The 24,877-nt window shown below is 72.3% G+C and carries 27 protein-coding genes; 15 read left to right on the top strand and 12 right to left on the bottom strand.

Going from position 1 to position 24,877, the window contains the following annotated elements; translation table 11 throughout:
• Positions 1–75: 75 nt before the first annotated feature.
• Positions 76–1,482, bottom strand: coding sequence for an FAD-dependent monooxygenase (locus H4696_RS28500; protein ID WP_086865072.1), 1,407 nt, complete (start codon positions 1,480–1,482; stop codon positions 76–78).
• 81 nt (positions 1,483–1,563) lie between these two features.
• On the opposite strand from H4696_RS28500, the gene H4696_RS28505 reads away from it, so the two are divergent.
• Positions 1,564–2,181 (top strand): TetR/AcrR family transcriptional regulator, encoded by a 618-nt coding sequence (locus H4696_RS28505; protein ID WP_086865073.1) that lies wholly within the window; start codon positions 1,564–1,566, stop codon positions 2,179–2,181.
• On the opposite strand, the gene dapC is transcribed toward H4696_RS28505, so the two are convergent.
• The 3 genes from dapC to H4696_RS28520 all read right to left on the bottom strand — a co-directional run bounded on the left by dapC (position 2,175) and on the right by H4696_RS28520 (position 3,866).
• Positions 2,175–3,266 carry a succinyldiaminopimelate transaminase gene (gene dapC / locus H4696_RS28510; RefSeq protein ID WP_086865074.1) on the bottom strand — a complete coding sequence of 364 codons (1,092 nt, stop codon included), beginning with the start codon at positions 3,264–3,266 and terminating at the stop codon, positions 2,175–2,177. The genes H4696_RS28505 and dapC overlap by 7 nt on opposite strands.
• Positions 3,263–3,583 (bottom strand): ferredoxin, encoded by a 321-nt coding sequence (gene fdxA, locus H4696_RS28515; protein WP_086865075.1) that lies wholly within the window; start codon positions 3,581–3,583, stop codon positions 3,263–3,265. The genes dapC and fdxA overlap by 4 nt, the downstream gene beginning before the upstream one ends.
• 109 nt (positions 3,584–3,692) lie before the next feature.
• Positions 3,693–3,866 (bottom strand): hypothetical protein, encoded by a 174-nt coding sequence (locus tag H4696_RS28520; RefSeq protein WP_086865078.1) that lies wholly within the window; start codon positions 3,864–3,866, stop codon positions 3,693–3,695.
• Between the two features lie 57 nt (positions 3,867–3,923).
• Between H4696_RS28520 and H4696_RS28525 the strand changes: the two genes are divergently transcribed.
• The 7 genes from H4696_RS28525 to H4696_RS28555 are packed head-to-tail and all read left to right on the top strand — an operon-like array spanning position 3,924 to position 8,735.
• Complete coding sequence (locus H4696_RS28525; protein WP_086865076.1) at positions 3,924–4,703, top strand: GNAT family N-acetyltransferase; 780 nt, start codon at positions 3,924–3,926, stop codon at positions 4,701–4,703.
• Complete coding sequence (cofD, locus tag H4696_RS28530) at positions 4,700–5,689, top strand: 2-phospho-L-lactate transferase (RefSeq protein ID WP_192782587.1); 990 nt, start codon at positions 4,700–4,702, stop codon at positions 5,687–5,689. Before H4696_RS28525 ends, cofD begins: the two co-directional genes overlap by 4 nt.
• On the top strand, positions 5,625–7,019 hold the full coding sequence (locus H4696_RS28535; RefSeq protein WP_086865711.1) for a coenzyme F420-0:L-glutamate ligase: 1,395 nt from the start codon (positions 5,625–5,627) through the stop codon (positions 7,017–7,019). Before cofD ends, H4696_RS28535 begins: the two co-directional genes overlap by 65 nt.
• Positions 7,016–7,561 carry an NUDIX hydrolase gene (locus H4696_RS28540; protein WP_086865710.1) on the top strand — a complete coding sequence of 182 codons (546 nt, stop codon included), beginning with the start codon at positions 7,016–7,018 and terminating at the stop codon, positions 7,559–7,561. Before H4696_RS28535 ends, H4696_RS28540 begins: the two co-directional genes overlap by 4 nt.
• 27 nt (positions 7,562–7,588) lie before the next feature.
• Positions 7,589–8,092 (top strand): hypothetical protein, encoded by a 504-nt coding sequence (locus H4696_RS28545; protein ID WP_086865709.1) that lies wholly within the window; start codon positions 7,589–7,591, stop codon positions 8,090–8,092.
• Entirely contained in the window at positions 8,089–8,454 is a 366-nt protein-coding gene (locus H4696_RS28550) for a GntR family transcriptional regulator (RefSeq protein ID WP_192782588.1), read from the top strand. The genes H4696_RS28545 and H4696_RS28550 overlap by 4 nt, the downstream gene beginning before the upstream one ends.
• Positions 8,454–8,735 carry a hypothetical protein gene (locus H4696_RS28555; protein ID WP_192782589.1) on the top strand — a complete coding sequence of 94 codons (282 nt, stop codon included), beginning with the start codon at positions 8,454–8,456 and terminating at the stop codon, positions 8,733–8,735. The genes H4696_RS28550 and H4696_RS28555 overlap by 1 nt, the downstream gene beginning before the upstream one ends.
• Positions 8,736–8,912: 177 nt before the next feature.
• Here H4696_RS28555 and H4696_RS28560 read toward each other — a convergent pair whose 3' ends face one another.
• Both H4696_RS28560 and manB read right to left on the bottom strand, forming a co-directional pair.
• On the bottom strand, positions 8,913–9,809 hold the full coding sequence (locus H4696_RS28560) for a DNA-3-methyladenine glycosylase family protein (protein ID WP_086857827.1): 897 nt from the start codon (positions 9,807–9,809) through the stop codon (positions 8,913–8,915).
• Positions 9,810–10,889: a mannose-1-phosphate guanylyltransferase gene (gene manB / locus H4696_RS28565; protein WP_086857828.1), complete on the bottom strand. Its 1,080-nt coding sequence runs from the start codon at positions 10,887–10,889 to the stop codon at positions 9,810–9,812. It abuts the gene before it with no gap.
• A 142-nt stretch (positions 10,890–11,031) separates the two neighbouring features.
• Between manB and H4696_RS28570 the strand changes: the two genes are divergently transcribed.
• Positions 11,032–11,484, top strand: coding sequence for a hypothetical protein (locus tag H4696_RS28570; RefSeq protein WP_086857829.1), 453 nt, complete (start codon positions 11,032–11,034; stop codon positions 11,482–11,484).
• Here H4696_RS28570 and H4696_RS28575 read toward each other — a convergent pair.
• Positions 11,481–12,338, bottom strand: a complete 858-nt coding sequence (locus tag H4696_RS28575; RefSeq protein ID WP_086857830.1) for a glycosyltransferase family 2 protein — start codon at positions 12,336–12,338, stop codon at positions 11,481–11,483. The genes H4696_RS28570 and H4696_RS28575 overlap by 4 nt on opposite strands.
• Positions 12,339–12,473: 135 nt before the next feature.
• Between H4696_RS28575 and H4696_RS28580 the strand changes: the two genes are divergently transcribed.
• Positions 12,474–13,007, top strand: coding sequence for a hypothetical protein (locus H4696_RS28580; RefSeq protein WP_086857831.1), 534 nt, complete (start codon positions 12,474–12,476; stop codon positions 13,005–13,007).
• Between the two features lie 114 nt (positions 13,008–13,121).
• Here the strand turns inward: H4696_RS28580 and H4696_RS28585 are convergent, their stop codons facing one another.
• Together H4696_RS28585 and H4696_RS28590 are read right to left on the bottom strand one after the other, a co-directional pair.
• Positions 13,122–14,252, bottom strand: a complete 1,131-nt coding sequence (locus H4696_RS28585) for a glycosyltransferase family 4 protein (RefSeq protein WP_086857832.1) — start codon at positions 14,250–14,252, stop codon at positions 13,122–13,124.
• Between the two features lie 72 nt (positions 14,253–14,324).
• A complete protein-coding gene (locus H4696_RS28590) occupies positions 14,325–15,401 on the bottom strand; it encodes a glycosyltransferase family 4 protein (protein ID WP_086857833.1) in 1,077 nt (358 codons plus the stop codon).
• 9 nt (positions 15,402–15,410) lie between these two features.
• Here H4696_RS28590 and H4696_RS28595 point away from each other — a divergent pair, with 9 nt between their 5' ends.
• Genes H4696_RS28595 through H4696_RS28605 form a run of 3 tightly spaced genes read left to right on the top strand, consistent with a single transcriptional unit; the run spans position 15,411 to position 19,954 of the window.
• Positions 15,411–16,343 carry a glycosyltransferase family 2 protein gene (locus tag H4696_RS28595; protein ID WP_169734899.1) on the top strand — a complete coding sequence of 311 codons (933 nt, stop codon included), beginning with the start codon at positions 15,411–15,413 and terminating at the stop codon, positions 16,341–16,343.
• A gap of 31 nt (positions 16,344–16,374) precedes the next feature.
• A complete protein-coding gene (locus H4696_RS28600) occupies positions 16,375–18,876 on the top strand; it encodes a glycosyltransferase (RefSeq protein WP_086857834.1) in 2,502 nt (833 codons plus the stop codon).
• Entirely contained in the window at positions 18,869–19,954 is a 1,086-nt protein-coding gene (locus H4696_RS28605; protein ID WP_086857835.1) for a glycosyltransferase family 4 protein, read from the top strand. Before H4696_RS28600 ends, H4696_RS28605 begins: the two co-directional genes overlap by 8 nt.
• Here the strand turns inward: H4696_RS28605 and wzt are convergent.
• A complete protein-coding gene (wzt, locus tag H4696_RS28610) occupies positions 19,948–20,685 on the bottom strand; it encodes a galactan export ABC transporter ATP-binding subunit Wzt/RfbE (protein WP_086857836.1) in 738 nt (245 codons plus the stop codon). The genes H4696_RS28605 and wzt overlap by 7 nt on opposite strands.
• A gap of 73 nt (positions 20,686–20,758) precedes the next feature.
• Between wzt and H4696_RS28615 the strand changes: the two genes are divergently transcribed.
• On the top strand, positions 20,759–21,334 hold the full coding sequence (locus H4696_RS28615; protein WP_249026900.1) for a TetR/AcrR family transcriptional regulator: 576 nt from the start codon (positions 20,759–20,761) through the stop codon (positions 21,332–21,334).
• Here H4696_RS28615 and rfbD read toward each other — a convergent pair.
• Both rfbD and rfbB read right to left on the bottom strand, forming a co-directional pair.
• Positions 21,313–22,203 carry a dTDP-4-dehydrorhamnose reductase gene (rfbD, locus tag H4696_RS28620; RefSeq protein ID WP_086857837.1) on the bottom strand — a complete coding sequence of 297 codons (891 nt, stop codon included), beginning with the start codon at positions 22,201–22,203 and terminating at the stop codon, positions 21,313–21,315. The two genes, H4696_RS28615 and rfbD, sit on opposite strands and share 22 nt — an antisense overlap.
• A gap of 10 nt (positions 22,204–22,213) precedes the next feature.
• A complete protein-coding gene (gene rfbB, locus H4696_RS28625) occupies positions 22,214–23,203 on the bottom strand; it encodes a dTDP-glucose 4,6-dehydratase (RefSeq protein ID WP_086857838.1) in 990 nt (329 codons plus the stop codon).
• A gap of 138 nt (positions 23,204–23,341) precedes the next feature.
• On the opposite strand from rfbB, the gene H4696_RS28630 reads away from it, so the two are divergent.
• A complete protein-coding gene (locus tag H4696_RS28630; protein WP_086857839.1) occupies positions 23,342–24,868 on the top strand; it encodes an LCP family protein in 1,527 nt (508 codons plus the stop codon).
• The last annotated feature ends 9 nt before the right edge of the window (positions 24,869–24,877 follow it).

Below are 24,877 nucleotides of genomic sequence, written 5' to 3' on the forward strand. Positions count from 1 at the left end.
GGTCTTGAATGAGTCATTCAGGACCTCCGACGACCTGAATGACTCATTCAAGACGTTTCGGCCGGGCTCCGGTGCTCAGGACATCGACCAGACGTACCCGTCCGGCCGGATGAGCACCCGCCGCCCGTCCGAAGCCTCGTAAGCCGCGTACGCGTGGCCGCCCTCGTCGACCAGGTCCGTGCCCGTCGGCACGCTCCCCGCCGGCAGGATCCGGTACCCCGCCGTCTCGCCCTCACCGAACAGCAGCTCCGTCGAGTGGGGGCCGCGGAACAGCTCGAACAGCCGGACCCGCTTGCCGTTCGCGTCGGCCAGCGGCGCGTCCGGTGCCCGGTCGCCCGGCCGCAGCGCGCCCGTTCCCGCCGGGGACAGCGGGCCGCCGCGGTAGCCGACGTCCAGCTGCTGGGTGTCTTCGCCGCGGCGGTGGGCGTCCTCGTCGCCGTCGACGTACTTCTGCAGCAGCGCCGTCGAGACCCCGAGCACCCGGGCCGCGACCGTGCGCCGCTCCGGCTCGTAGCTGTCGAGCAGCTCGGGCGAACCGTCGGCGAGCTTCCAGCCCAGGTTGTAGCCGTCCTGGACGCCGGTGTTGAGGCCCTGACCGCCGGTCGGCGGGTGGACGTGCGCCGCGTCGCCGGCCAGGAACACGCGGCCGTCGCGGAACCGCGCCGCGAGCCGGACGTTCGGCCGCCACACCGTCGACCAGGCCAGGTCGGACAGCTTGACCGTGCCGCCGCTCAGCACGTCGAGCCGGGCCTGGACCGCGGGCAACGCCGTCTCGACGTCGGTCTCGCCGTCGTTGAGCGAGGCGCCGAACTGGAAGTGCGGGGTCCCCGCCAGCGGGGTGAACATCATGCCGTTCATCGGTTCGTCCGGGGTCGCGAACCAGTGGCCGAACGCCCGGTCGAGCCCCTCGGCCCGGACGTCGCCGAGCAGCATCCGGATCGACTCGTCGGTGGTGCCCTCGAACGCGATCCCCAGCGCCTTGCGCACGAAGCTCTTCCCGCCGTCGGCGCCGACCAGGTACTCCGCCCGCACGGTCTCGCCCGTGCTCAGCGTGGCGGTGACGCCTTCGGGGTCCTGCTCGAACCCGGTCAGCGCGGTGTTCAGCTCGACGTGCACGCCGAACTCCGCCAGCCGGTCGCGCAGGATGCCCTCGGTCTGCGACTGGCCCAGGAACCAGCCGGTCGGGTACGGCGTCGACGGCGTCGGCTCGACCGGGTCGAACATCATCCGCTCACCGACCACCTCGCCGCCGAGGTGGATCTTCATCGGGACCGGGGCCATGCCCGCGGCCAGCACGGCGTCGAGCACGCCCAGGTCCTCGAACACCTCCAGCGTGCGCGGCTGCATCCCGTCGCCGCGCGAGCCGACGAAGTACGTCTCCGCCTTGTCGATGATCCGCACGGGGACGTCCCGCCGCGCCAGCTCGATGGCCAGCGTCAGCCCGGTCGGTCCCGCCCCCGCGATCAGCACCCGTGTGTCCATGTCGCCCTCCCAGTGAATTGTCATTCAGTGAATCTGGATTCAGAATGGCGCTGCTAGCGTCCCGTGTCAAGGGAGGTGCCGATGACGGCGACGAGCCGCAAGGAGAAGGCCGCGGAGACCGAAGGCGCGCTCAAGGCCGCCGCCAAGCGCGTCTTCGCGCGCAAGGGCTACCTGAACACCAAGATCACCGACATCACCGCCGAGGCGGGCCGGGCCGCGGGGTCGTTCTACAACCACTTCGCGAGCAAGGAAGAGCTGCTCGAGGCGCTCCTGGCCGACATCGCGGCGTCCGGCGACGAAAGCGCCGAGCACGAGGACCACCAGAACGACTTCAGCGACCCCGCGGCCGTGCGCTGGCACGTCAAGCAGTACTGGGACTTCTACCGGGACAACGCCGCGACGATGCTGGCGCTGCGCCAGGCGGCGATGGTCAGCGAGTCGTTCGCGCGCACGCTCGCGCAGTTCGGCGCGTCCCAGGCCGCCGACCTCGACGACCACCTCGCGCACATCACCCGCGCCGGGCTGAAGCTGCCCACGACGCCGGACCGCTGCGGGATGCTGATGTACAACCTCGTCGACGCCTTCGCGGCGACGTGGCTGCACGGCTCACCGCCGGGCTGGACCCCGCCGACCGACGAAGAAGCGATCGAGCTGCTGACCCGGTTCGTCTACCGGGGCCTGACCGGCCGCGACTACTGAGTGAGCCGCTCCACGGCGGCGTCGACGCGCTCGTCGGTCGCGGTCAGCGCGACGCGGACGTGCTTGCCGCCCTTCGGGCCGTAGAACGTGCCGGGCGCGACCAGGATCCCGCGCTCGGCCAGCCAGGCGACGGTGGCCTGGGCGTCCTCGTCGCGGGTGGACCAGAGGTACAGGCCGGCCTCGGAGTGGTCGACGCGGAAGCCGTTGTCCTCCAACGCCTTCCGCAGCACGAGCCGGCGGCGCGCATAGCGCCCGCGCTGGGCTTCCAGTGCCTCGTCGTCGGTCAGCGCGGCGACCATCGCCTCCTGGACCGGGCGCGGCACGATCATGCCCGCGTGCTTGCGGATGTCGAGCAGTTGCTTGATCAGGCGCGGGTCACCGGTCAGGAACCCGGCGCGGTAGCTGGCCAGGTTCGCCGACTTCGACAGCGAGTGCACCGCGATCAGGCCGTCGGTCCGGCCGCTGGAGACGTCCGGGTGCAGGATCGACAGCGGCTCGGCCTCCCAGCCGAGCGCCAGGTAGCACTCGTCGGAGACCACGACGACGTCCCGCTCGCGCGCCCACTCGACGACCTTGCGCAGGTGCTCCGCGGGGAGCACCTTGCCGGTCGGGTTGGACGGCGAGTTCAGCCAGATCATCGCCGGCTTCTGCGGGCCGAGCGCCAGCGTGCTGTCGGCGCGCAGGATCGACGCGCCCGCCAGCAGCGCCCCGACCTCGTACGTCGGGTAGGCCAGCTCCGGGATGACGACGAGGTCACCTTCGCCGAAGCCGAGCAGGCGCGGCAGCCAGGCCACGGCCTCCTTGGACCCGATCGTCGGGAGCACGGCGTCCGGCTCGATGCCGGTGACCCCGTGCCGCCGCCCGAGCGCGGCGATGGCGGCCGCGCGCAGGGCCGGGATGCCGTGCGTGGTCGGGTACCCGGGGATCTCCGAAACCGACGCCAGCGCGTCGCGGATGCCGGCCGGGACCGGGTCGACCGGGGTGCCGATGGAGAGGTCGACCACCCCGCCGGGATGCGCCTGCGCCGTGGCCTTGACCTCGGCGAGCGAATCCCAGGGGAAGTCGGGCAGCGCGACCGGGCTCATTCGCCCTGCGGGGGCAGCGCCTTGATGAATGACGGGTCGTTGGCCGTCTTGCCCACCTTGGAGGCGCCGCCGGGCGAGCCCAGCTCGTCGAAGAAGTCGACGTTGGCCTTGGTGTAGTCCGACCAGTTGTCCGGGACGTCGTCCTCGTAGTAGATCGCCTCGACCGGGCAGACCGGCTCGCAGGCGCCGCAGTCGACGCACTCGTCGGGGTGGATGTACAGCATCCGCTCGCCCTCGTAGATGCAGTCCACGGGGCACTCGTCGATACACGCCTTGTCGAGCACGTCGACGCAGGGCTCGGCGATCACGTAGGTCACTGCGCACTCCTGCTTTTCTCTGCAAACAGCCAGTCCGTGCCGACATTACGCGGCATCGGCACCCGTTCGGTTGGTGAGGCAAGCCTTAGCCATACCCCGGGTATGGAGCTCACCGCTCCCGGCGGCGCGGGGGCGGGGTCGCCCGGGCGTCACCGGTGATGACGAAGCGCGGCTTGGGGGCCTCGTCCTCGGCTTTCTTCTCCCCCACGGCCCGGTTGAACCCCTCGGAGATCTCGTCGACGAGCTTCTCGTTGTGCCGCTCGTCCTTGCGCTGGATGCCCACGGCCACCTCCTCGGAAATCCGTTCCGCGGCTTTCACCGCCTCCGTCACAATCTAGCGGTGAACACACCCGAGATGCTCGAAATCGCCTGCAGCAGAGCATGGCCGCCGGTGGTCGAGGAGTACTCGGGCGAGTGGCGGCTGCGCTGGGCGGACGGCTTCACCGGGCGCGCCAACAGCGTCCTCGCCGTCGGCGACCCCGGCCGCCCGGTGCCCGAGGCGCTGCGGGCGGCGTGTGACTTCGCCCACGGTCGGGGGATCGCGCCGATGGTGCAGGTGATCCGCGACAGCCCGAACGAGCACGCGATCGCGGCGGCGGGCTGGGTCCCGGCCACCGCGCACGGCGCCGGCCACGAGGTCGTCGTCCTCACCGCCCCACTCGACAAGCGGCACTTTCACGTGAAAGTGCCGCCCCCAGGTGGGCACTTTCACGTGAAAGTGGCGGATGAGGCGACGCCGGGCTGGTGGGAGCTGGCGCTCGGGTCGGACGCCGACACCGGAGCCGCGCGGGCCGTCCTGACCGGCGGGAAGGTCGGCTACGGCGTCGCGACGGACGGCGAGGTCACCACGGCCGCGGTCCGCGGCGCGCTGGTGGATGGCTGGCTGCACGTCGGACGGCTGGCCGTGCGCCCGGCGCACCGGCGGCGGGGGCTGGCGTCGGCGCTGATGGCGGCGCTGGGAGCCTGGGGGGTGGAACAGGGAGCGGACCGAGCGGTGTTGCAGGTGGCGGAGGGGAACTCGGGCGCACTCGCGCTCTACGCGGGGCTCGGCTACGCCCCGCACCACAGATACCGGTACTGGGTGCCCGCACCCGGCTCGTGCGAGGATTCGACGTCGTGAAGATCGTGGTAGTGGTCGGCGGAGTGGGCGGGGCCCGCTTCCTGCTGGGTGTCAAGGCAGCGCTGGGCATGGCACCCGAGGGTGCCTCCGAGTCGGAGCACGAGGTGACGGCGCTGGTCAACACCGGCGACGACGTCTGGATGCACGGGCTGCGGATCTGTCCCGACCTGGACACCTGCATGTACACCCTGGGCGGCGGGATCGACAAGGAACGCGGCTGGGGGCACTCGGGCGAGACCTGGGTGGTCAAGGAGGAGCTCGCGGCCTACGGCGCCGACCCGGACTGGTTCGGGCTCGGCGACAAGGACATCGCCACCCACCTGATCCGGTCGCGGATGCTGCGCGCGGGCTACCCGCTCTCGGCGGTGACCGAGGCCCTGTGCGACCGCTGGCAGCCCGGCGTCCGGCTGCTGCCGATGTCGGACGACCGCGTCGAGACGCACGTCGTGATCGACGACCCGGAGCAGGACGGCCAGCAGAAGGCCATCCACTTCCAGGAGTGGTGGGTGCGCTACCGCGCCGAGCCGAAGGCGCACTCGATCGTCGCGGTCGGCGCCGACGAGGCCAAGCCCGCGCCGGGCGTGCTCGAAGCGCTCAAGGAGGCCGACGCCGTGCTGTTCGCGCCGTCGAACCCGGTCGTGTCGGTAGGCACCGTGCTGGGCGTTCCAGGCGTGCGTGACGCGCTGCGCAAGACGTCGGCCGGCGTCGTCGGGGTGTCGCCGATCATCGGCGGCAAGGCGCTGCGCGGGATGGCCGACGCGTGCCTGACCGCGATCGGCGTCGAGACGTCGGCCGAGGCCGTCGGCCGCCACTACGGCTCGCGCAAGGACGGCGGCGTGCTCGACGGCTGGCTGATCGCCGAGGGCGAGACGGCCGACGTGCCGGGCGTGACCGTCCGCGACGTCCCGCTGCTGATGTCCGATGTGGACGCGACCGCGGCGATGGCCCGCGCGGCGCTCGAACTCGCCGGAGCCCCTGTTGAGTGACCACGCTTCCGCCAAGCTGGAGATCCTGCCCGTTCCCGGACTCCCGGAATTCCGCCCGGGCGACGACCTGACCGGCGCGATCGTGTCCGCGGCGCCGTGGCTGCGCTCGGGCGACGTCCTGGTCGTGACCAGCAAGATCGTCTCCAAGGCCGAGGGCAGGCTCGTCCGCGTGCCGTCCGACCCCGAAGCCCGGGACGCCGAGCGCCGCAAGCTCGTCGAGCAGGAGGCCGTGCGGGTGGTCGCGCGGATCGCGCGCACGGTGATCACCGAGAACCCGCTGGGCATCGTGCAGGCCGCGTCCGGCATCGACGCGTCCAATGTGGCCGGTGACGAGGTCGCGCTGCTGCCCGCCGACCCGGACGCCTCCGCGCTGGCGCTGCGCAACGGCCTGCGCGAACGGCTCGGCGTCGAGGTCGCCGTCGTCATCACCGACACGATGGGCCGCGCCTGGCGCGTCGGCCAGACCGACAACGCGATCGGCGCGTCCGGCCTGCGCGTGCTGCACGCCTACCGCGGGCAGGTCGACGGGCAGGGCAACGAGCTCGCCGTCACCGAGGTCGCCGTGGCCGACGAGCTGGCCGCGGCCGCCGACCTGGTCAAGGGCAAGCTGGGCGGCACGCCGGTCGCGGTCGTGCGCGGGCTCGCGATCGAGGACGACGGTTCGACGGCGCGCTCGCTCATCCGGCCGCTGGAGGAGGACCTCTTCCGGCTGGGCACCAACGAGGCCATCGCGCAGGGCCGCCGGGAAGCCGTTCCGGCGCGGCGCTCGGTGCGCCAGTTCGCGGACGAGCCGGTGGACCCGGAAGCGCTGCGGCGCGCGGTGGGTTCGGCGCTGACCGCGCCCGCGCCGCACCACACGCACCCGGTCCGGTTCGTCTGGCTGCGTGACGGCGGAACGCGCAAGAAGCTGCTCGACGCCATGCGCGAATCGTGGCGGGCCGACCTGGCGAGCGACGAATTCACCGAAGAGCAGATCGCGAAGCGGCTCAGCCGCGGCGACATCCTCTACCGGGCACCGGAAGTCGTCATCCCGTTCCTGGTGCCGGACGGCGCCCACACCTACCGCGACGACCGCCGGAACGACTGCGAGAAGACGATGTTCACCGTGGCGGGCGGCGCCGCGGTGCAGGGCCTGCTGGTCGCGCTGGCGGCCGAAGGGCTCGGCTCGTGCTGGATCGGGTCGACGATCTTCGCCGCCGGCCTCGTCCGGGACGTCCTCGGCCTCGACGACCGCTGGCAGCCGCTGGGTTCGGTCGCGATCGGCGTCCCGCTGGAATCGCCGCCCCCGCGCGGGGAAGTTTCGCCGGGCGAAGGGTTGCTGGAGCTGTGACGCTGCACGCGGACGCCGTCTCGACGCTGGATTCGTGGCGGCCTGGTGATCCTTCGCAGGAATCCCTGCGGCAGGCGTTCCTCGGTTTCCTGGCCGCGCGGGAGGACAGCTGTCAGCGCTCGTGCGCGGCCGGGCACCTCACGGCGTCGGCGGTGCTGCTCGACCACACCGGCACGCAGGTGCTGCTCACGCTGCACCCCCGTGTCGGCCGCTGGCTGCAGCTCGGCGGGCACTGCGAGCCGTCGGACGCGTCGCTGGCCGGAGCGGCGCTGCGGGAGGCCACCGAGGAGTCCGGCATCGAGGGGCTGAGCATCTCCGCCGAGCCGGTGCACCTGGACGTCCACCCCATAACGTGCTCGCTCGGCGTCCCGACGCGCCACTTCGACGTCCGGTTCGCGGTGCACGCCCCGCCGGGCGCTTCGCCGGTGCGCAGCGACGAGTCCGACGACCTGCGGTGGTGGCCGGTGGACGCGCTTCCCGAGGGGTCGGAAGATCTCGCCGATCTGGTGAAAGCAGCCGTTCCTGTCGGTGCCGGGCACTAGCCTGGATCGCGGACAGGGAGGGACCACATGGCTACGCAGTTTCCCGAGCGGGTGCACTACCACTCCGGAAGTGGTGGGGACACCGGGGTGTTCGGGTACATCGTGCTCGGGCTGATCATCCTGGGCGTCATCGTGTTCATCATCGCGGTGATCGTGCGGGTGTCGAAGATGCGCCGCGAAGAGGCGATGAAGAACGGCGGGCAGTTCCCGCCGAACCCGAACTTCCCGCCGCAGCAGGGTTTTCCGCCGCAGGGCTTCGCGCCCACGCAGACGGGTGCCACGCCGCAGCCGGGGTTTGCGGGTGCCGCACCGCAGCCCGGGTTCGCGGGTTCCGCACCGCCGCAACCGGGGTTCGCGCCGCCGTCGCAGGGGTTTCCGCAGCAGCCCGGTTACCCGCCTTCGCCGCAGCAAGGGTTCCCGCAGCAGCCGGGGTACCCGCCCGCGCCGCAGCAGTACGCGCCGCAGGGGCCGTCGTTCCCGCCGCCGCCGCAGCAGCTGCCGGGTCCGGGAGCGGGGCCGCAGAGCTGGTGATCGTCCCCTACGACAGCGGCTCGGCGGTGCCACCCTTCGAGCAGGTCCGGTCCGGGCTCGCGGCGCGGATCAACGACCGGAGCCTGGCCGTGGGCACCAAACTGCCGACCGTCCGGCAGCTCGCCGCCGACCTGGGCATCGCCCCGAACACGGTCGCGCGCGCCTATCGCGAGCTGGAGGAAGCGGGCCTGATCGAAACCCGCGGCCGGGCGGGCAGCTTCGTCGCGGCGTCCGGCGACCAAAGCCGCCGCCGGGCCCAGGAGGCCGCCGCGGAGTACGCGAAGATCACTCGTAAGCTGGGCCTCGGTTCCGCCGAGGCGCTGTCGATCGTCCGCGCCGCGCTCGACGAGGGGAATGGTTGATGGTGAGCGTGCTGATGCTGCTGATCATCGTGGTGGTGCTCGCGGGCATCGTCGGGGTGGTGCTGCTGATCGTCAACTCCAGCAAGCCCAAGCAGCCGCCGTACCCGCCGCAGTACCCGGGCTACCAGCAGCCGGGCTACCCGCCCCAGCAAGGCTTCCCCGGCCAGCAGCCCCCGGGCTACCCACCCCAGCCGCCGTACCCCGGCCAGCAACCGCCGTACCCCGGCCAGCAACCCCCGTACCCGCCCCCGCCGGGCGGCTACCCCCCGCCGCCGCAGTAGCCGAAAGCCGTGAATGCCACATTCACGGCCTTTGAGTCCAGGGCTCCGGCGAAGTCGCGCGGCCAGGCCACTCCACCGCCGGTAACCCGCTCGCCCAACGTCTTGAATGAGTCATTCAGGTCTTCGGACGTCCTGAATGACTCATTCAAGACGCCGGCGCACCGCTGCGGACCGACCTCACATGGCGCGGTAGTCGCGTAGCTCGATGCGCGGGCCGAACCGCGGGCGCGTGTGCCCGGCCGCCTCCAGGTACCGCACCGCCCGCTGCCGCTGCGGGGCGTACGGCGCCAGCAGCTCCGCCATCCCCGCGTCGTCCGTCTTCGTGCCCGCCAGCGCGTGCCCGACCATCGACGGGATGTTGTAGTCGCCGAAGCTCACCGCGTCCGGGTCGCCCCACGCGCGCTGGGCGATCTCCGCCGCCGTCCAGACGCCGATGCCCGGGACCTGACGCAGCCAATGCCGCCCCTCGAGCCCGCGCAGTTCCACGGCCCGCTCCAGGTGCGGGGCGACGCGAGCCGCGTTGAGCAGGGCCGTCCGGCGCTTGATGTCGACGCCCGCGCGGTGCCAGTGCCAGTCCGGCAGCGAGCGCAGCGCCACCGGCGTCGGCGGTACGCGCAGCCGTTCCGGCCCCGGTCCGGGTGCCGGCGCGCCGAACCGGCGGCACAGCTCGGCCCACGACCGGATCGCCTCCTTGCCGGCGACCTTCTGCTCCAGCACCGCGAGCACCAGCCAGTCCCACACCACGCCCGTCGCACCCAGCCGCAGGCCGGGGTTCGCCCGCCGGGCGCGCGCGACGACGTCGTGGTGCGCGACGAAACCGGTGTCGTCGTCGTTCGCCCCCAGCAACGCCGGGACGCCGGTGAGCAGCCGGTCCGCCCCGTCGCCCCAGGCCGCGGCTTCGACGCGCCCGTCCGAAAGCCGACGCAGCGCGAGCGTGCCCGGGCCGTCGGGGGTGTTCGACGCGAGCCAGGTGATCCCGCGCTCGTCGGTGAGGATGTTCAGCGACCCGCGGCCGCGCTTCAGCGGACCCAGGACCCGGCCCAGGTCGACCTCGAACGCGGGACGCCAGAACATCTACGCGTCGCTCGAGAAGCGGATGGCGCCGTCGGGCAGCACGGTGTCGGGCCAGACGCGGGCGCCTTCCAGCAGCTCGCAACCGGCGCCGACGGACACGCCGTCGCCCAGGACCACACCGCGCAGGACCGCGCCGGCCCCGACACGCGCGCCGTGCCCGAGCACCGAGCGCTCGACGACGGCGCCTTCGGACACAGCCGCGCCGTCGAACAGGACCGAGCCGTCGATCTTCGCGCCCGAGCCGACGACCGCGCCGCCGCCGATGGTCGAACCACCGGAGAGCTGGGCGTCCTCGGCCACCGAAGCGCCGTCGAGGACCAGGAACTCGCCGGGCCGGCCGGGCAGCGCCGACGTCGGCGCGACGCCCCGCACCAGGTCCGCCGAGCCGCGGACGAACGCCTCCGGCGTGCCGACGTCCAGCCAGTAGGACGCGTCGACGAAGCCGTGGATGTGCGCGCCCTGCTCCAGCAGCTGCGGGAACGTCTCGCGCTCGACCGACACGCGGCGGCCGGTCGGGATGGCCTCGATCACCGGGCGGCGGAAGACGTAGCAGCCGGCGTTGATCTGGTCGGTCGGCGGGTTCGGCGTCTTCTCGAGGAACGCCTGGACCCGCCCGGTCTCGTCGGTGGGCACCGAGCCGAACCGGCTCGGGTCCGGGACGCGCTGCAGGTGCAGGGTGACGTCGGCCCCGGACTCGCGGTGCACGCGCAGCTGCTCGCCGAGGTCCGAGCCGGAGATGATGTCGCCGTTGAAGACGATCACGTTGTCGGCGCGCAGCTTGTCGTGGACGTTCCGGATGGCGCCGGCGGTGTCGAGCGGCTCCTCCTCGACGACGTACTCCAGGTCCAGACCGATCGACTTGCCGTCGCCGAAGTACTCCTCGAACACCTCCGCCCGGTAGCTCGTCCCCAGCACGACGTGCCGGATCCCGGCTTCGCGGATGCGCGAGAACAGGTGGCTCAGGTAGGGCGTCCCGGCTGTCGGGAGCATCGGCTTCGGCGCCGAAAGGGTGAGCGGGCGCAGCCGGGTGCCCTTGCCCCCGACCAGCACGACGGCGTCGACCTCGACCTCGGACGTCACGGAAATCTCCTCCTGTATCACGCACCGCTGAGCGACAAGCCGCGGGAAACCCTGACGGAGGTCGCCCGGAGGGCCTACCCTAGACAGGAAACAGGCGGGCCTTTCCCCAGAGGGCCCCCGGGTCAGTCGGGAGGCCGAGGGGATGGACCCCCGCGATCGGGCGGACGCCCTGCTCGCACGAGCCCAGGCGCGTGGTGTGTTCGTAGTGACACCCGACAGCGCGACGTCACCGATGGACTCGTCGAACACCCAGCAGATCCCGCGCGCGGCGATCGACGGCCTCGACCGGAGCCGGGACCCCGACACGACGACGCAGCTGCCGGCGTCGCTGATCGAGGAGAACGACCACCCGCTGGCCGGCTCGTCCCCGACGCGCCGGCTGGAGGTGCCGGGCGGCCGCCGCCCGCAGCCGACGACGCCGTTGAGCACGCCCACGCCGACGACGCCGATGCCCACGCCGCTGGCCCGCCGTCCGCAGGCCGAGCCGATCACGAGCCCGCTGAAGGAGCCGGACCCGGAGGACACCGGACTGGTGCCGACGGTCACGCAGACCAACGGCAAGTCCGACCTCTCGCGCCGGCTCGACGGGATCTAGCGGGTCTCGAGCTTCAGCCGCAGCGCGAGCCCGAGCTTCGTCGCGGCCAGCACGGGCTTCCAGAGCAGCCCGGGGTGCCGGTCGGCGAGGTACTGGTAGGCGCTCGCGTGGTGCGCGGCGAGCATCTTCTTGGACGCCTGCGACGTCGAGTGCCCGCCGAGGTGCATGACGCCGGCCGAGGGCACGTAGACGTTGAGCCAGCCGGCCTTGCCGAGCCGGTCCCCGAGGTCGACGTCCTCGAAGTACATGAAGTACCGCGAATCGAACCCGCCGACCGACTCGAACGCCTCCCGGCGCAGCAGCAGGCAGGACCCGGACAGCCACTCGGCCGTGCGCTCGACCGGCGTCCCGGTCTCCTGCCGGTACTGCCTGGTCCAGGGGTTGCCGGGCCAGACCTTCCCGAGCGCGGCGTGCCCGATCCCGCGCCCGAAGGAGGGCAGCAGCCGGGCGGAGGGGTAGGTGGTCCCGTCGAGCTCGTGGATCAGCGGCCCGAACGACCCACCGCGCGGCCACCGCTTCGCGGCTTCGAGCAGCGTGTCGAGGGACCCGGGCTCCCATTCGAGGTCGGGGTTGGAGATGACGATCCACCCGTACCGGTCGTCCAGCTCGGCGACCCCGCGGTTGCACCCGGTCCCGTACCCGACGTTCTCGCCGATGCTGAGCAGGTGCACGTTCGCGCGCTTCGCGGCCTTCTCGGGCGCACCGTCGGTGGAGACGGTGTCGGCGACGACGACCTGCACGTCGCGATCGGTGGCCTTCTCGAGAGTGTCGAGGAACCGCTCGAGGGTTTCGCCGGAGAAGTACGTCACGGTGACGACGCCGATCTGGTCGCCGTAGCGGGTCTGCTCAGTCACCGGGCCATTGTCCCTTCGTCACGCAGCGCTCTCCCGGCACCCCGGCTCAGGGGCACGCTGGGAGAAATCAGCGCTTGTCACTTGAAGTAGTCACCCGACTTCGGCACGTACAACTGCGCACGTCATGATGTCGCGATGACGGTGCACGCCTTCGTCGACGAGTCAGCACGTGCCGGCAGCTATCTACTCTGCGCGACGATCGTCGAACCGGCGCACCTCACCACCGCTCGGCGAGCGTTGATGTCACTGCTGCTGCGCGGCGGGCGCGAGTTGCACTTCAAAAAGGAGAAAGAACCTCGCCGCAGGATGCTCATCGACCGGATGGTGGCGATGCCGGTCACGGCTCGGCTCTATTCGGGCACCTGCGCACCCAAGGCCGAAGAAGCCACCCGGCAGCGCTGCTTGGCGCTCCTCACCCAGGATCTGCTCGGGCTGCAAGCGCACCGGCTGGTTCTCGACAGCCGTGACCACCGCGACGGGCACGATCGCCAGACCTTGCAGCAGGCTCTCGGCTTCCGACCGTCGAAGACGGAACTCACCTACGAGCACGTCGATTCGACCGCCGAACCGCTGCTGTGGATCTCCGACGCGGTGGCTTGGTGCGTCGGCGCGGGCGGGGACTGGCGGCGCCGCGCGAGTCCCCTCATCACCGAGCGCTTCGAGGTATGAGAACAGCGAAAAGCCCGCGAGACGACCGTCCGGACGCGTCACGGGCTTTCATACTCGGCCCCACGGGGACCTCGCACACCCAGCGTACCACCGCCGATCACAGCCCGGTACGAATCAGCGGGAACGCAGGTGGCGTGACCAGGCCTTCCCGTACGCCTCCCGATGACGCTCCGCCGTCGTGGCCCAGGAGAACTCCTTCGCCCGCTGCTGCGCCGCAGTAGCCAGCTCAGCCCGCCGCCCGGGATCCGCCAGCAGCTCGCTGATCGCCGCCGCCACGTCCCCGGCACCGACCCCGCAATACGCCACCGCGTCCCCGCCCACCTCAGGCAACGAGAGCCGCCGGGTGGTCAGCACGCAAGCCCCGCACGCCATCGCCTCGAGCACCGGCAGCCCGAACCCCTCGCCCAGCGACGGGTACGCGACCAGCTCGGATCCCCCCAGGAACCCCGCCAGCGTCCCGAACGGCAGGTACCCCGCCCGGATCACGCGCAGCCGATGCGGCACCGCGTCCAAAGCCCGCTCCACCTGGGTGTCCCACCCCGGCTGCCCCGCCAGCACCAACGCCGGCGCGTCCGGCCGCCCCGCCACCGCGCGGGCGAACCCCCGGATCAACGCGGGCACGTTCTTCCGCGGCTCCAGCGCACCCAAGAACGCCACGTACGGCGTCCGCCCCAGCCCGACCGCCGCCCGCGCGGAAGCGATCTCCGCTGGGGACGGCGGGTGGAAGCGCTCGGTGTCGACGCCGTGGTGAATGACTTCCAAAGCCGCGTGCCGGACCGGGCCGACGCGGGCCAGTTCCGACGCCGTCGCCGCCGACGGAACCACGCACAGCGTCGCCCGCCTCAGAGCCGTCGCCGTCCACGCGCGGAAGAAGCGGGCCTTCACCGACGAGTGGAGCACCGCGTCCGTGAAGAACGTCGCGTCGTGCAGCGTGACCACCGAAGCCGCCGACGTCGCGAGGGGCATCGTGTAGTGCGGCGAGTGGACTACGTCCGCGCCGAGGCGGCGGGACAGCCGGGGCAGGGTCGCCTGTTCCCAGGTCAGCCGGGCGGTGCGGGTGGTCGTCGACGGTGAAGCCGGGACGACGCGCGAGTGCGGCGCCAGCCGATCGTAAAGCTGCAGGTCGCGGGGCTGGCAGACGACCGTGAGCCGCGCGCCGTCCGCGTCCAGGGCCGCGACCAGCGAATCCACGTACCGGCCCACCCCGCCGCGGTCCGCGGGCACCGCGGTCGCGTCGATCAGCACCCGGGGGTCATCGCTCACCCCTGCAGGGTACGGCGACGACCCTCCGCGCTGGTGGGGAACTGGCAAACCGGGCTAATCGTGAGCCCGCCGGTGGATGCCCCAGACGGCTTCCGCGGCGCGGCGCCAGGTGAACGTCTTCGCCCGGTCGCGGCCCGCGCGGACCAGTTCCGCCGCGCGCGACGGCGACCCGAGCACCTCCCGGAGGGCGGCCGCCAGCGCCGTCGCGTCGCCGCGCGGCACCGTCATGCCCGCGCCGCCCGCCACCTCGACCAGGGCCGGGACGTCGGTGTGCACCACCGGGACCCCGGCCGCCATCGCCTCCAGCAGGCCGAGCCCGAACCCCTCGGCGAGGCTCGGCACCGCCAGCACGCTCGCGTGGCGCAGCGCGGTCGCCAGCTCGGCGTCCGACACCTTCCCGAGCATCCGCAGCCGGTCCGCCGGCAGCCCGCGTTCGGCGGCCAGCGCGACCGGGTCGATGCCGCCCCAGCCCGGCTGGCCGGCCAGCACGAGCATCGTGCCTTCCAGCGCCGCGACCGCGTCGATCAGCACGTCGATGCCCTTGCGCGGCTCGATCGTGCCGACCGCCAGCACGTACCGGGCGGGCAGCTCCAGGTCCGCGTCCCCGGCAGGCACCCGCACGCCGTGCGGGATCACGCGCACCGGGACGTCGAGGTCGATCAGCACCGCCAGCTCGTCGGCGACCGCCCGCGTCGGCACGACCAGCCCGGTCGCCCGCCGCGCGGCCCGCGCGATCATCGACCGGTGCCAGCTGACGCCGCGCGAGGTCAGCGTCTCGGGGTGGGTCCACGGCACGGTGTCGTGCACGGTCACGCTCAGCGTCTTCCCGGCCGGGGCGCGTGGCGGCGCGAACGGGGTCGGCGCGTGCACCGCGTCGCCGCCCGGCCACCACCGAAGGCCCAGCTGCCACGCGGCGACCAGCGCGCGCGGCGGGATGCGCAGCACCCGCGGGCCTTCGACGCCGTCGAGCTCGGCCGCCCGGACGTCGGCGTGCCGCGCGACCACGCTGGACACCGTCCAGCCCGGCGGCGCGGTCTTGGCGAGCGCGGGGAGCAGCTCGGCCGTGTAGCGCCCGGTGCCACCGGGCACGGGCGCGAGGAGCTGCTCGGCGAGCACGACCAGTCTGGGCACGCGGCTATTGTGCGGGACGTGACCGCGAATCCCGCCACCACGGTGGTCGTCGTGACCTGGCGGGGTGCCGGGCACGTCACCGCCTGCCTCGACGCGCTCGCCGCGCAGACGCGTCCACATCGGACGCTCGTGGTGGACAACGCCTCCGACGACGGCACCGCCGCCCTGCTCGAAGCCCATCCTTCGCGTCCGCAAGTAATCCGCCTGCCGCGCAACACCGGGTACGCGGGCGCGCTCGCCGTCGCGGTGAAAAAGGTCGGGACGCCGCTGATCGCGTGGCTGAACGACGACGCCGAGCCGGCGCCCGACTGGCTCGCGACGCTGGAGGACACCCTCGAGAAGGCGCCGCTGGCCGCCGCGGCGACGTCGCTGCTCGTGCTGCCCGACGGCACCACCCAGTCCGCCGGGGTCCGGCTGACCGCCGACGGCCACGGCGCCGACCTCACCGAACCCTCCGAAGAGGTGTTCGCCTTCTGCGGCGGCGCGGCCCTGCTGCGCACCGACGCCCTCCGCGGCATCGGCGGCGTCCCGGCGGCCTTCTTCTGCTACTACGAGGACACCGACACGGCGTGGCGGCTGCGGCTGGCCGGCTGGGACGTCGTCGCGGCGCCGGAGGCCCGCGTCCGGCACGCCCACGGCGTCAGCAGCAAGCCCGGTTCGCCGCTGTTCCACCGCTGGAACGAGCGCAACAGGCTGCTCATGCTGCTGCGCTGTGCGCCCGGCGGCGTCGCGGTGAACCAGCTGGTCAGGTTCGCCGTGTTGACAGCGGTGCTGCCGCTACGAGGTCGTCCGGCGGCGGCGAACTTCCGGTTCGGCCTGCGCTGCCGCGTCCTGGTGGAGGTAGCCGCACGGCTACCAGCGACGTTGCTCGCCCGCCGCGTGATCGGCCGGCGGGCGGCGCTCGGCCGAGGCGCGGTCTGGGAAGCATGGGCTGGCCTTTAAGCTGAGCGCCATCCCGACGAAGGAGCAGGCTTTGGCGCAGGGGGAACCGCAACCGCTCGTCTCGGTGATCGTGGTGAACTACCACGGTGCCGACGACACGATCGCGTGCCTGCGCGCGCTCGCCGAGCACGACTACGCCGAGCTCGAGCTGATCTGCGTCGACAACTCCGACGAAGCCGCGCGCATCCGCGAGGCCGTCCCCCAGGCCCAGGTGGTCGAGGCCGGGCGCAACACCGGCTTCGCGGGCGGCTGCAACCTCGGCGCGAAGCGCGCGAAGGGCACTGTCCTCGGCTTCCTCAACAACGACGCCCGCCCGGCTCCCAGCTGGGTCGCCGCGGCCGTCGCCGAACTGCGCGCCCAGCCCCGCGTCGCCGCCGTGGCCAGCAAGGTCCTCGACTGGGACGGCACCGGCACCGACTTCGTCGACGGCGGCCTGACCTGGTTCGGCATGGGCTACAAGCGCCACGCGGGCTCGCCGCTGGCCGACGTCCCGGCCGCCGAGCACGAGGTCGCGAAGGACGTCCTGTTCGGCACCGGCTCGGCGATGTTCGTCCGGGAAAGCGTGTTCGCCGAGCTCGGCGGCTTCGACGAGCGGTTCTTCATGTTCTACGAGGACGTCGACCTCGGCTGGCGGCTCAACCTGCGCGGCTGGCGCGTCCGGTACGTCCCCGAGTCGCTGACCTATCACCGCCACCACGGCACGATGTCCGCCGTGGACGCGCCGGAGACCGGCCGCGAGACCTTCCTCCTGGAGCGCAACGCCCTCGCCGCGCTCTACAAGAACCTCTCCGACGAGACGCTGGCCCGCGCGCTGCCCGCGGCGCTCGCCCTGGCCGTGCGCCGGGCGACCGCCCGCGGCGAGCTGGACGCGACCCAGCTCGACCTCGAACACGGTGTCGGCCCGATCGAATCCGGCGACGTCGCCATCCCGCGCACGACGCTGGCCGGGCTGCTGGCCATCGACCAGTTCGTCGAGCAGCTGCCCTCGCTCGCCGAGTCGCGGGCGATCGAGCAGGCCGCGCGCGTCCGCACCGACGCCGACCTGCTTCCGTTGCTGCGCAAGGCGTTGGAGCCCGCCTACCCGCTGCCGCGCTACCTCGCGGCGCACGACATCCTCGTCGAGGCGTTCGGCATCGAAAAGGCATTCGGGCAGCGGCGCAAGATCCTCGTGATCACCGGTGACGCGCTCACCGAGCGGATGGCGGGCCCGGCGATCCGCGCCTGGAACATCGCGCTGGCGCTGGCCGCCGAGCACGACGTCCACCTCGTCACGACGAACCCGCTCGCCACGCCGCCGCCCGCGCCGTTCCGCGTCAGCGCCGGCAAGCACCGCGAGCTGGACGCGCCGATCGCCTGGGCCGACGTCATCGTCCTGCAGGGTCACGTGCTCGAACTCGCGCCGACGCTGAAGAAGCAGCACAGCGGCAAGATCGTCGTCGCCGACCTCTACGACCCGATGCACCTCGAACTGCTGGAGCAGGGCAAGGGCGTCGCCGACGACCAGCGCGCGGCCGACCTCGCGGGCGTCACCCGAGTCCTCGACGCGCAGCTCGAGCGCGGCGACTTCTTCCTCTGCGCGTCCGAGCGGCAGCGGCACTTCTGGCTCGGGCACCTGGCCGCGCTGGGCCGGCTCTCGCCGCGGCTCTACGACGCGGACCCGACGACGCAGTCGCTGCTCGCGGTCGTCCCCTTCGGACTGTCGCCGGAACCGCCGGTACGCACCGGGCCGGGCCTGCGCTCGTCGCTGGGCATCGGCGGCACCGACCACGTGGTGCTCTGGGCGGGCGGGGTGTACAGCTGGTTCGACCCGCTGACCCTGGTCCGCGCGATCGACCAGCTGCGCCGCCGCCGCGGTGACGTCCGGCTGGTGTTCCTCGGGATGAAGCACCCGAACCCCGAGGTCGCCGAGATGGACATCGGCACCCGGACGATCCGGCTCGCGGATTCGCTGGGGCTGACCGGCAAGCACGTCTACTTCAACGAGCAGTGGGTGCCCTACCACGAGCGCCAGAACTGGCTGCTCGACGCGAACTGCGGCGTGACGACGCACTACGAGCACGTCGAGACGACGTTCGCGTTCCGCACCCGCGTCCTCGACTACCTGTGGGCCGGGCTGCCGATCGTCACCACCGACGGCGACGCCTTCGCCGATCTGGTACGGGCGGAGAAGCTCGGCGTCGTCGTGCCGGCCGAGGACGCTTCCGCGCTGGCGGACGCGCTCGAAAAGTCGTTGTACGACGAGGAGTTCGCCGCGGCTTGCGTCGAACGGATCGCCGTGGTCGCGCAGCGGTTCGCGTGGCCGGAAGCGCTCAAGCCGCTGGTGGAGTTCTGCCGCGACCCGCGCCCGGCGGCCGACCGGCTGCCCGGGTCGGCCGACCTGGTGAAGACGCCGGCGGTGCGCGGGCGGGCGATGCTGCGCCGCGACGTCGACCTCGTCCGCGAATACCTGGCCGCGGGCGGCGCCGGCGAGCTGGCCCGGCGCGCGGGCGGCCGGGTGCTGAAGGTCGCGAAGCAGCGGTTGCGCCGTGGCTAGGTCACTCCGCGTCCTCCTCGACGGCACCCCGCTCCTCGGCGCCCGCACCGGGATCGGCCGGTACACGGCCGCGCTGAGCGAAGAACTGATCTCGATCCCCGAGGTGGACACGCGCGCGGTGGCGTTCACGCTGCGCGGCTGGCGGCGGCTGCGGCACGTGCTCCCCTACGGCGCCCGCGCCCGCGGGATGCCGGTGGCGGCGCGGCTGCTGCGGATGGCGTGGCTGCGTTCGGACTTCCCGCCGGTGGAGCTGTTCGCCGGCCCGACCGACGTCGTGCACGGCACGAACTTCGTGCTGCCGGGCCGGTTCCGGGCGGCGGGCGTGGTGACGATCCACGATCTGGCCTTTTTGGACAACCCGGCCGAGCTGGCGCCGAGCGACCGCGACCTCCCGGAACTGGTCCGCCGCGGCGCCCGCCGGGCGAACGTGATCTGCACCCCGACGGCGGCGGTCGCGGACTCGGTGGCGGAACGCCTCGACGTCTCCCGCGACAAGATCGTGGTGACCCCGCTGGGCGTGAACCCGGCGTGGTTCACCGCGCGTCCCCCGGACGACGAGCGCCGCGCCCGCCTGGGCCTGCCCGCGCGTTATCTGTTGTTCGCGGGTGCCGCCGGGCCGCGCAAGGGCCTGGACTGGCTGACCCGCGCCCACGACGCGGCCCCGGACCTCCCGGACCTGGTGTTCGCCGGCCCCGGCCCGTTCCCGCACGGCCCCCGCCGCCGTCAGACCGGCTATCTGTCCGATGTGGACCTGCGCACGGTGGTGGCGGGCGCGTCGGCACTGGTGCTGCCGTCGCGCGACGAGGGTTTCGGCCTGCCGGTGCTGGAGGCGATGGCCTCGGACGTCCCGGTGGTCTGCACGGACATCCCGGCCCTGCGCGAAGTGGCGGGCGACTGCGCGAGCCTGGTCCCGTACGGCGACGTGGACAGCCTGGCCGCGGCACTGAGGACGGCGGTGACCGACCCGCACGCGGTGGCGACGTCGGCGGCCCGCCGGACCCACGCGGCGGGCTTCACCTGGCGCACGTGCGCGGAGCTGACGGTGGGCGCGTACCGCCTGGCTTCGGGTCGTCACTGACCTTTGTAGACGGAGAGCACTTCGCCGAGCCGGCCGCTCGCGCGGATCCTGCCTTCGTCCAGCCACACGGCGTCGGTGCACAATTCCCCGAGCAGTTCGTCCGAGTGCGAAGCGAACACGAGGATCCCGGAGCGGCGGGCGAGGTCCACCAGCCGTTCGCGCGCCTTGGCGAGGAATGCGGCGTCGATCGCGCCCAGACCTTCGTCGAGGATGAGGATCTCGGGGTCGATGGTGGTGACCACGCCGAGCGCGAGCCGCACGCGCATGCCCGCGGAGTAGGTGCGCAGGGGCAGGTGCAGGTAGTCGCCGAGTTCGGTGAACTCCGCGATGTCGTCGACCCGCTTCTCCATCTGGGCGCGGTTCATGCCGAGGAACAGGCCGCGGATCAGGATGTTCTCGCGCCCGGAGACCTCGGGGTCGAGGCCGACGCCGAGGTCGAACACCGGCGCGATCCGCCCATCGACGCGGGTGCGGCCGCGTGTCGGCTCGTAGATACCGGCCAGCAGCCGCAGGAGCGTGGACTTGCCGGCCCCGTTGTGCCCGACCAGGCCGACGCGGTCGCCTTCTTCCAGCGACAGCGTGATGTCCTGCAGGGCTTCGATGATCGGCGTCTTTGTCCCGGTGCCGATCTTCCCGCCGACCTTGCCGAGCACCCGTTTCTTCAGCGACCGGGTCTTGGCGTCGAAGATCGGGAAGTCGACGTAAGCGCCCTGCACCTCGATGCTCACCATGCTGCCACCCCTCCACGGCTCGAATGCGAACGCAAGTTATCATTCGCATTCGAGCCGTTCTTGGGAGGTATCCGTGCCGCAGGGCTTCAACCCGCCCCAGCAGGCCCGCAGCCGGGCGTCGCTGGAGAAAGTGCTGGCTGCCGCCGAATACGTGCTAGCTCACCGCGGGCACGAGGAGTTCACGATCGGCGCGGTGGCCGAGCGGGCGGGCCTGTCGGTCGGCGCGATCTACCGCCGGTTCGCCGGCAAGGACCAGCTCCTGTACGCCGTGAAGGATCAGCTGCTCACGCGGCTGGAAACGAACGTCACCGAGGCACTCGCCGGGTCAGGACCGCACGACGTCGTCGGCGCCTTCACGCGCGCCTTGGCGGAAACGTTTGCCGCCCACGACCGGATCTTCCCCGAGCTGCTCGACGGCCAGCGCGCGGACGGCCGCGACCGCGGACTCCAGGCCCTGGCGTCGATCCAGCGCGCATTCGTCGAAGCCGCGGGCGACAGCGCGGCCGTCCGGATGACGGCCCGGACCGTCATCGGCGCCTGCGTGCACCGCGCCGCGACCTGCCGCCACTGGCCCGACGGCCTGGACTGGACCACGTGGGCCGCCGAGACGACCGAGCTGGCGCTCGCCTACTTGGCGGCCGCGAAGTAGGCGTCCAGCGCCACTTCCCACGGCCGCATCGGCGTCAGCCACGCCGCTTTCCACGAAGCCGGCGACAGCACCGAGTACGCCGGGCGCGCCGCCGGGCGCGGGAACTCCGCCGTCGTGCACGGGTGCACCCGGGACGGGTCCGCGCCCAGCCGCGTGAAGACCGCGCGCGCGAAGCCGCACCAGCTCGTCGAACCGGCGTTCGTGCAGTGCAGGATCCGCGCCTCCGGCCCGTCCCCGCCCGCCACGCGGGAAGCCAGCTCCAACAGCCCCGCGGCCAGGTCGGCCGTCCACGTGGGACCGCCGACCTGATCGTCCACAACGGACAGTGTGTCCCGCGAAGCCTCCAGCGAAGCCATGGTCTTCACGAAGTTCGACCCGGACTTCCCGTACAGCCACCCGGTCCGCACCACCCACGACGCCGCCCCGGACCCGAGCACCGCGTCCTCGCCCGCCGCCTTCGTGCGGCCGTACGCCGAACGCGGGCCGAGCTCGTCGGAAGGCTCGTACGGCGCCGAAGCGTCGCCGGAGAACACGTAGTCCGTCGACACGTGGATCAGCGGCACGCGCCGGGCCGCGCACGCCGCCGCCAGGACCCGCGGCCCGTCCGCGTTCACCGCGAAAGCGCGTTCTTCGTCCTTCTCCGCCGCGTCGACCGCGGTGTACGCCGCCGCGTTGACGACCACCGGCGCCGAACCCGTTTCCCGCGCGCGGTCGGCCAGGGCGCCGACCGCCGCGAGGACCTGGCCCGTCGCCGTCACGTCGAGTTCCGCGGAACCCGGCGCCACGACGTCCACCGAGGGAGACGCCAGCGCGGCGAGATCCCGGCCGAGCTGCCCGGAACCACCGGGCACGAGCACCGTCAGCCGCACAGAAAGTCCTTTACTTCTTCAGCGCGGCCCGCTCCGCCAGGGGCTCCCACCACGCGCGATTGTCCGTGTACCAGGCCACTGTCGCGGCCAGACCGTCCTCGAAGGACACGCGCGGAGCGTACCCCAGCTCCCGGTTGATCTTCGTGATGTCCACCGAGTACCGGCGGTCGTGGCCCTTGCGGTCCTCGACCGGTTCGACGCTGTCCCAGCCGGCCCCCACCGCGGCCAGCAGCTTCTCCGTCAGCGCGCGGTTGGTCAGCTCGGTGCCGCCGCCGATGTTGTAGATCTCGCCGGGCCGCCCGCCCTCGGCGACCAGCTGGATGCCCTGGCAGTGGTCGTCCACGTGCAGCCAGTCACGGACGTTCAGCCCGTCGCCGTAGAGCGGCACCTTCCGCCCGTCCAGCAGGTTGGTGACGAACAGCGGGATGACCTTCTCCGGGAATTGGTACGGACCGTAGTTGTTGGAGCACCGCGTGACGCAGACCGGCAGCCCGTGGGTGCGGAAGAACGACCGCGCCACCAGGTCGGAGGACGCCTTCGACGCCGAGTACGGCGAGTTCGGCTCCAGCACGTGGTCTTCGGTCCACGACCCTTCCGCGATCGAGCCGTACACCTCGTCGGTGGACACGTGCACGAACTTGCCGACGCCCGCCTCGACGGCCGCCTGCAGCAGGTTCTGGGTGCCGAGCACGTTCGTCAGCACGAAGTCGGCGGAGCCGAGGATCGAGCGGTCCACATGCGACTCCGCGGCGAAGTGCACGACCAGGTCCACGCCCCGCATGACGTCGGTGACCAGCGCGGTGTCGCAGATGTCGCCGCGGACGAACCGCAGCCGCGGGTCGGCGGCGACCGGGGCCAGGTTGGCCTCGTTGCCGGCGTAGGTGAGCTTGTCCAGCACCACCACCTCGGCGTCACGCAACGCCGGGTAGGCGCCGGTCAGCACCTGCCGGACGTAGTGCGACCCGATGAAGCCCGCACCACCGGTGACCAGGACCCGCATAACCCCGCCTTTCCTCGCGCCCCCGGACGGGGCAATCCGCCCCCAGCCTACGGAGGTCCAACAGCACCCTCAGTAGAGTCTAGGTGGAGGCACACTGGTGCCCTGGGGGAAGCACGGGGTTCACAGGGGAGGAAGCGCGTGACCGAATGGCCTGCGCCGCCCGTCCCGGCGCGCCGTGGCAGCGGTGCCGCCCTCTTCGCGCGGCGCGGCGGCAAAGTCGTCGTGACGCTGCTGTCCGTCGCGATCCTGGCCGTGACCTGGTACGGCTGGCACTTCATCGGTGACCCGAACACCGGCCTGACCACCACGAACGTCTTCGCCGACACCGAGGCGCACGCGAAGCCGCTCGACGGCGCGATCGACATCCTCCTGGTCGGCCAGGACAGCCGCACCGACGCGCAGGGCAACCCGCTGCCCCGCGAGGTGCTGGACATGCTGCACGCCGGCGTCTCCGACGGCGAGCTGAACACCGACACGATGATCCTCGTGCACATCCCCCAGAACGGGAAGCACGCGATCGCGATCTCGTTCCCCCGCGACTCCTGGGTGGAGCTGGCCGGCGGCTACGGCAAGCACAAGCTCAACAGCGCCTTTGTCTACGCGTACACGGACACTTACAAAACGTTGCAGCGCCAGGGCATGACGGACTTGAAGCAGGCCGACGCGGAAGCGAAGGTCGCCGGGCGGAAGAACCTGATCGCGACGATCGAGAAGTTCATCGGCAAGCCGGGCATGATCGACCGCTACGCCGAGGTCAACCTGGCGAGCTTCTACGAGATCACCAAGTCGATCGGCGGCGTCGAGGTCTGTCTCAACGGGCCGGTCAAGGAAGTGAAGTCCGGCGTGGACCTGCCGGGCGGGCGCCAGACGATCGAGGGCGTGCAGGCGCTCGCGTTCGTCCGCCAGCGCTACGGCCTGCCCAACTACGACCTCGACCGGATCGCCCGCCAGCAGGCGTTCCTGTCCGGGCTGGCGCGCAAGGTCCTCTCCACCGACGTGCTGACCAGCCCGGGGAAGATCGCCGACCTCGTGGCGGCGGTCAAGAAGTCGGTCGTGCTCTCGCAGGGCTGGGACCTGACCGAGTTCGCCGAGCAGATGCGCGGCCTGACCGGCGGCAACATCGAGTTCCACACCATCCCGACGCTGGGCAACGCGGTGATCGGCGGCGCGGACGTGCTCCGCGTCGACCAGCCGTCGGTGGCGGCGGAGGTCGCCCGGCTGACCTCGGACGGCGACACCCCGGCGGCGCCGGCGTCGACGCAGCTGCCGGGCGCGAAGGCCGTCACGGTGGAGCTGTTCGACGGCACGGGCGCCGCGGCACTGGCCGCCCAGACGCACGCGATGCTGCAGGGCAAGGGCTTCACCCTCGCCGCGGACCAGAAGCTGAGCACCCGCAACACGACGATCGTCCGGTACAACCCGGCCGACGACACCGCGCTGGCGCTCGTCAAGCAGGCGCTGGGCACGACGGTCCAGGCCGAGCCGGACCGGGATGTCACGGCCGGGCACGTGCGCGTGCTGCTCGGCAAGGACTTCCGGAACTCGGCCGCCGCCCCGGGTGGCGCGCCGACGTCCACGGCCGCGAAGCCGCCGACGTCGTCCGTGGCCGCCACCACCCCCGCCGCGCCGCCGATCACGGCGGGCGACGTCCCCTGCGTCAACTAGACTGCGTAC

The sequence above is a fragment of the Amycolatopsis lexingtonensis genome (assembly GCF_014873755.1).
Classification (GTDB): Bacteria; Actinomycetota; Actinomycetes; order Mycobacteriales; family Pseudonocardiaceae; genus Amycolatopsis; species Amycolatopsis lexingtonensis.